This window comes from Synechococcus sp. F70.1 (genome assembly GCF_047502745.1).
Lineage (GTDB): Bacteria > Cyanobacteriota > Cyanobacteriia > Thermostichales > Thermostichaceae > Thermostichus.
Genome location: NZ_JANSJL010000101.1, coordinates 1 through 5,770, shown reverse-complemented (window position 1 = coordinate 5,770; position 5,770 = coordinate 1). Strand labels below are relative to the sequence as shown.

Genomic DNA, 5,770 nt, shown 5'->3' with positions numbered 1-5,770 from the left:
CAGGATGCCCGCCTGCGGCTTCAGCTCAGGGCTCAGAGCCCTTCCGCGTTGCACGGAGCAAGGAGCTGACATGAAAAAGACAGTTCTAGGTCTCAGCCTTGGGCTGGGAAGTTGGGTTTTGGGGATCCCAGCCTGGGCGCAAGCAGTCTTGGATACCGGCCTCAGCGCCGAGATTTTGAATCAACCCGTCACCACCCCGTTTCGCCGTCCTGGCCTCTTGCGAGAGTCTTCCCGCCCCGTCTATGTCATCACCCGCCAGCAGATGCGCGAGCAAGGGGCAAGAACCGTGCAGGAAGCCCTGCGCTATCTGCCCGGCATCCTCAGCGATGGCACAGCCGGCACCCAGTTGGGGGCTCTCAGCTCTCAGTTCATGCGAGGGGCGCGAACGGCCCAGGTGCTGGTGCTGTTGGATGGCCGCTCCCTCAACGATCTGGGTTTTTTCGGGGGGTTTGACCTCTCGCAAATCACCACCGATGTCGTCGAGCGAATTGAAGTCTCCCCCGGCGGCGGCTCTACCCTGTACGGCTCAGACGCTGTTGGCGGCGTCATCAACATCGTCACGGTGGAGCCCCAGCCAGAAACGGAGACGGTGGTGGAAGCGGCGGTCGGCAGCTATGGCCTCAATGAGCAAGGGATCCAAAGCCGCGGCCAAGGGCAGGAGCTGGGCTGGGTGCTCAGCTACCGTCGCCTGCAGAGCAACAACGACTTTCCCTTTACCATCCGACGGCTGGGCAAGTCGGGCAGGCGGGAAAACTCGGCGGTGGAGTACCACAACTTGCAGGCCAAGCTCACCTGGCAATTGGCCGAAGACCAAGTCCTAACGGCAAACGCCCTCTACCTCAACAAAACCTTCCGCGTGCCCGGTAGCGTAGACTTTCCTTCTCCCGATGCCGAGCAAACCACCAACGACCTGCTGCTGGATCTCAGGTGGCTGTGGACTCAGGAAACAGGCTCCCTGCAAGCTCGGCTCTTTTTGGACGATCTCAACTACCGCTTCAGCGCCCCGCAAAGCCAGGGATCCCGCGACCTCATCCTGCGCGATAGCTGGGGATCCCAGCTCCAGTATGCTTGGAAAGCCGGCGAAAACCTAGAAGGAGTCCTGGGGGCAGATTATCGCTCCATCTCAGCCCGCAATACAACTTTTTCGTTTGCCAGGGGTTCTACCAATATCAACTACGACGATACGGTTAACCAGGGAGCCCTGTTTGCCCGCCTGGATTACAGCCCAGATCCCCGTTTCCACCTCGACTTAGGCATCCGCCAGGACTTCAGCAATTTGGCCAGCGGCTCGGCTACCTCGCCTGCTCTAGGGATCCGCTGGGCTTTGGCGGAAGGCACCACCTTGAGGGCCAGCTATGCCGGCAGCTTTCGCACTCCCTTGATCTCGGAATTGTTCTTCCGGCTGCGCGGCTTTTTTGAAGTGGATGGCAACCCCAATCTCCGCCCAGAGCGAGGGGAAAGCTTTGACATTGGCTTAGATCAAGCCTTGGGAGATTTTGGCCTGCTGCGCTTGACTTTTGCCCACAACCGCATCCGCGATGGCATCACCTTTGTCAGCCTTGGGCCGCGCCGGGGAACCTATGAAAATATTGGGCTGGTTGAATATACCGGCCTGGAGGCAGCCTTAGATGTGCGGCTAGGGGAAAACTGGACGCTTTTTGCCAACTACACCCTCAATGATCCCATCATTCGCGCCGCCCTTGACCCAGCTACAGTTGGCAAGCAGCTAGCCTTTGTGGGAGCCGATAGCCTGAACTTAGGCCTGACCTACCGTCACGAGCAAGGCTGGTACAGCTCAATTTTAGTCCATCACATTGGGAGCTTTTTTACCAACAACACCAACACGGAATCCCTACCAGGCTACACTACCGTAGCTTGGCGAGGAGGGATCCCGTTGACTGAGGACCTAAGCCTAGAGATGGGGATCGACAACCTGCTGGATGAGCAGTATGAAGTTTTCCCCGGCTATCCCGGCGTTGGTCGCACGTTGAGGGTGAACTTGCGGGGGCAATTTTAGCAACATCTCAGGTTGTTTTTGAATTCTGGCTAACCATTTGTGGGGTGCTTCTAGTTTGGAAGCAACTGTATGACGATCTCAACTAGAATCTCGACTCAAGCTGAGGCCAAACATTACCTTTGGGTTTGTACCACCTGCGGATCTCGCTGGGTCAACGGCCAAAAAGAAGGGACTAGCAAAGGAGAAATGCTTCTAGCCGCCTTGCAATCGCAGGTGCTCAACCCTCAATTGCAGCTTAAGCCGGTTGCCTGTATGAGCGGCTGCAGCCATGCTTGCGTGATTGCCCTGGCAGCCCCTGGAAAGATGACCTACGTGTTTGGAGATCTCGATCCCCAAGACGTGGAGCCAATCTTGCAAACAGCGGAGCTGTATTTGACAAAGCCCGATGGCGTCCTGCCCTGGGCAGAGCGCCCTCTTAAAAAGGGGGTGATTGCCCGCATTCCACCAGTCCAATAGGAGCAACCTATGGCCGCTTTCAGTCCCTGGATTACGCCCTTAAACCAAAGTTGGCAGGAGATTTCCCCCACTGGCTGGATAACCCTCTACGAAGGGATCCCGGCTCACATCGACTGTCTTGGGCCGCTCCTCTATGAGCTCTTCCAGGAGCACTGGGCTGAGATCCAAGTGGGCTGTGTGGCGGAGGGGGGAGTGCTGGAAGCGGCCTTTACCAGTCCTCCTGCTCTCTGTGTGCTCTACGACGGCTACTTGACCGTGGCTACCGAAACTTGGCATTTGCATCTGTGTCTAGAGGAGCACCGAGGCGGCCCCTATGGCCGAACCCCCCTAGAACTGCGCCGCAAAAGATTGGTGAGCCGCGCCGCCCTCTATCGCCGCCTCAATCCGCAGCGCCAGCCTCGCCAATGGGGAATTCAATTTTGGAACGGGGCAGAGGAATCTCTGCTGCAGATCTTCTTGCCCAGTCCCTTTTTGGGGCCAGGAGAAGACTACCTGCCCGAAAGCAAAGCCAACTACCAAAAGCTCTCCCTCTATGAACGCCTGCGAGCCATTTATGTCGAGGGAAAAGAGCGGATCCCTTACGAGGATAACCCTCTCAAGCGGCCCTACTTGGCGGTTTGCCGCTCCAGCCGCTGTTATCCTTCCCGCAACTATCAACCGGTTGTGGAAGCCCTGCAATCTGCCCTGCAGGAAGCGAATTTAGATATTCGGGTCATTACTTCCGGATGTCTAGAAGTCTGTCAAGAAGGGCCTGTGGTTTTCTACTCTGGCGACCGCACTTGGTACAAGCGGGTTACACCTCCAGTAGCGCGGCAAATTGTCCAGGAGCATCTGCTAAAGAACTGCCCCCTGAAAGCTCACCTTTTTCCCGGAGATTAGCCTATGGTCAGTCTGCAATCCCTTGTGCAGTCCATCCCCAAACCTCGCCCCTGGATCCCGGTTGCCATTTGGCTACGGGCTGCCCAAGACTTGGCCTGTGGCCGATTTTGGCCCAGTCTATTTACCACCATTGGCTGCCTTAGCAACATTGCCTATACCTGTACGCTTCCTTTTGTAACCGTTGGCATCATTGCGGGCACCACGTTAACTCGCCAAAGGGCAATAGTTAGCGCCTCGATGATTTGGCTAGCCAACCAAATCTTTGGCTATGTCTGGCACAACTATCCCCGCACGCCTGACTCTTTTGCCTGGGGGGTGGTCTTGGGGATCGGCACGGTGGGGGTGGCCCTGCTAGCCAGCTACCGCCCTCTCTTCTTCCAGCCCCACCCTCTCCGAGCCGGACGATGGCTGTGGAATTATCTCTGGATTCCAGCCATGCTCATCCTGGGTTTTCTTGCTTTTGAAGGGCTGATCTTGGCAGCCGGCCTAGTTTTGGGAGGGACAGAGGGTTTGACCCTACCTGTTCTCGGCAAGATCTGGGTGGATAACTGGCTGTGGACGAGCTTTTGGCTTGGGATTCATACTCTTTTGGTGTGGGACAGGGCACTTGACATTCTCCCTGCCATAAAAGGCAGGGATTCTTTCTCAGACAGCAGGATGGCTCCTACCGGCTGAGCTACACAGAGCATGAGGCTGAAACCTCAACCCTGTGGGGGATGCCATAACCCCAACTACTAGGCCAGAGCCCAGATACGTTCTGCGAAGGTTGAGTGCTCCCACCCCGTCGCGATGAAACTCAAACCCACACCCACACCTATACACACGGCCTCTCGGCTTGTTCCTCTTGTTGCAAGCAGGACAGGTTTGAGAGCTGTACCGCTCATCCAGCAGCACAACTTTCATTCCCAGTCGTTCAGCCTTGTAGGTGATGTGGTGCCGAGTTTGGCCATGCAACATCTGGTGGAGCTTTTGGTTCAACCTTGTGCAGTAATCAGCAGACACCCTGATATTCCGAATGTCCCCAATTACAACGGTCTGGACGCCCCTTGCATACAGCGTCGAGACAAGCCTTGTAGTTTGCTTGTGCAAAATATCTCGAATTTGGTGATTTAACCTCGCCAGCTGCTTTCGCCCAGAAGCTAAAACTCTCCTGTAACGCCTTGAGCCACGCCTCTTTCTGGCAAGCAGCCTTGACAGAGTAGATTTCAGCTTGTTCTGGTAGCGGCGCTTGGAACGCAGCAGCCTGCCATTGGCGATGTAGGTGTTCTCCCCATCATGGGCAACGGCCAGGTGAATCTCACCCAGATCCACACCGGCAACACCGCTTTCTTTCCTCTCTTCCTTGGGCCGCGCATCGCTCAATTTGTAGCAAGCCCTTAGCTCGTATTGCCTGCCGTCCCAGCCAATTTCTACCCAGACAGGCGTATCCCAAGCCCAAGGAATGACCAAAGGCTCGTTGCCTTTTCCGTTGGACAACCGCAACTTTCCATTTACGACTTTGATGGCTGAAGCTTTCCATTGGATTTTGTAATAGTACCGTCGGCGTCGAGGTGGGCGAGCATTGGGATCCGTTTTGCGGCGTTCTCGCCACGACTTTAGGGAGGCAAAGAAACTTTGGACAACAGCATCCGCACTGTGGGCGTGAAGTCTGTTTTCAGGATCACTGGGAAACCAACGCATAAGCGTGGCAGGCTTCAACCACAGCCCTTTCTTGCGGACGACGCGCCAAAAACTGACGAGTGTCTGGGAGTACAGCTCGCCTGCCGCCCTGCTCAAAAGTTGTAGTTGTTCCGAGACTCCCAGCTTGAGCTTGCGGACAAAGTACATGCAAAAAATTGTCTTTCTGCTATCTAGAGCATTATACAAAAAGCCGCTCCCAAGGTCGGGGCTTGAAACCCAGTTTTATTGGTCACTTAGGTTTTCCGCACTAACCCAAATGTTCCAAGCTCAACCTCAGGAAGCTGTGAGACTTCTCTCAATGCCGCCGGCGCCTCAGACCAATTGAGAGTGTTTTTCCGTGCAGCCCTATCGTTCTCAAGCTGTCGAAGGACGCCGCACCATGGCTGTCGGAGCAGGCTGCCGACGAGGGCCGGGCGAAGAACCGCCTCTTAGTGGAGCTGGCTAGCGGCAAAATCCTCTAGGACCTTCGGGCTTTGGAGCACGCCTGTGTAGCCAAGAAATCTGGACACCGCTGCGATGGCGAACTAGCCTAGAGGCAACTTCTCTTTCCATGCTGTTTAGTGGGGCGGGATCCATGCTTAGGCCCAGTCTTTTGCTTTCCGGATCGGCCCTGGTGGGCTTGCTGTCTTGGCTGTGCTTGAACGGCGAGTGTGGCTGGCTGGCCTCGCTGCGCAAGGGGCAGACCACGGAAGGTCTCTCTGTGCCCCTCTTGCAGGAAGCTCAGTTGCCGCGATTTAA

At 56.1% G+C, this 5,770-nt stretch carries 5 protein-coding genes; 4 read left to right on the top strand and 1 reads right to left on the bottom strand.

Annotated features, from left to right (window positions below; genetic code table 11):
• Positions 1-70 precede the first annotated feature (70 nt).
• From NW860_RS09870 to NW860_RS09855, 4 genes are all read left to right on the top strand, one after another.
• Entirely contained in the window at positions 71-2,017 is a 1,947-nt protein-coding gene (locus tag NW860_RS09870) for a TonB-dependent receptor plug domain-containing protein (RefSeq protein ID WP_414513930.1), read from the top strand.
• Between the two features lie 69 nt (positions 2,018-2,086).
• The gene (locus NW860_RS09865; RefSeq protein WP_099812174.1) at positions 2,087-2,473 is read left to right on the top strand and encodes a DUF1636 domain-containing protein; all 387 of its coding nucleotides are present in this window, start codon (positions 2,087-2,089) and stop codon (positions 2,471-2,473) included.
• A gap of 9 nt (positions 2,474-2,482) precedes the next feature.
• A complete protein-coding gene (locus NW860_RS09860; RefSeq protein ID WP_414396189.1) occupies positions 2,483-3,352 on the top strand; it encodes a (2Fe-2S) ferredoxin domain-containing protein in 870 nt (289 codons plus the stop codon).
• Between the two features lie 3 nt (positions 3,353-3,355).
• A complete protein-coding gene (locus tag NW860_RS09855) occupies positions 3,356-4,027 on the top strand; it encodes a hypothetical protein (RefSeq protein ID WP_414513928.1) in 672 nt (223 codons plus the stop codon).
• Here NW860_RS09855 and NW860_RS09850 read toward each other — a convergent pair.
• Positions 3,998-5,179 carry an RNA-guided endonuclease InsQ/TnpB family protein gene (locus NW860_RS09850; protein WP_414513926.1) on the bottom strand — a complete coding sequence of 394 codons (1,182 nt, stop codon included), beginning with the start codon at positions 5,177-5,179 and terminating at the stop codon, positions 3,998-4,000. The genes NW860_RS09855 and NW860_RS09850 overlap by 30 nt on opposite strands.
• Positions 5,180-5,770 lie beyond the last annotated feature (591 nt).

Excerpts from the sequence above, each read along its gene's own strand:
- NW860_RS09855 (WP_414513928.1), top strand. The coding sequence starts at position 3,356 with ATGGTCAGTCTGCAATCCCTTGTGCAGTCCATCCCCAAACCTCGCCCC.
- NW860_RS09860 (WP_414396189.1), top strand. The coding sequence starts at position 2,483 with ATGGCCGCTTTCAGTCCCTGGATTACGCCCTTAAACCAAAGTTGGCAG.
- NW860_RS09870 (WP_414513930.1), top strand. The coding sequence starts at position 71 with ATGAAAAAGACAGTTCTAGGTCTCAGCCTTGGGCTGGGAAGTTGGGTT.
- NW860_RS09865 (WP_099812174.1), top strand. The coding sequence starts at position 2,087 with ATGACGATCTCAACTAGAATCTCGACTCAAGCTGAGGCCAAACATTAC.
- NW860_RS09850 (WP_414513926.1), bottom strand. The coding sequence starts at position 5,179 with ATGTACTTTGTCCGCAAGCTCAAGCTGGGAGTCTCGGAACAACTACAA.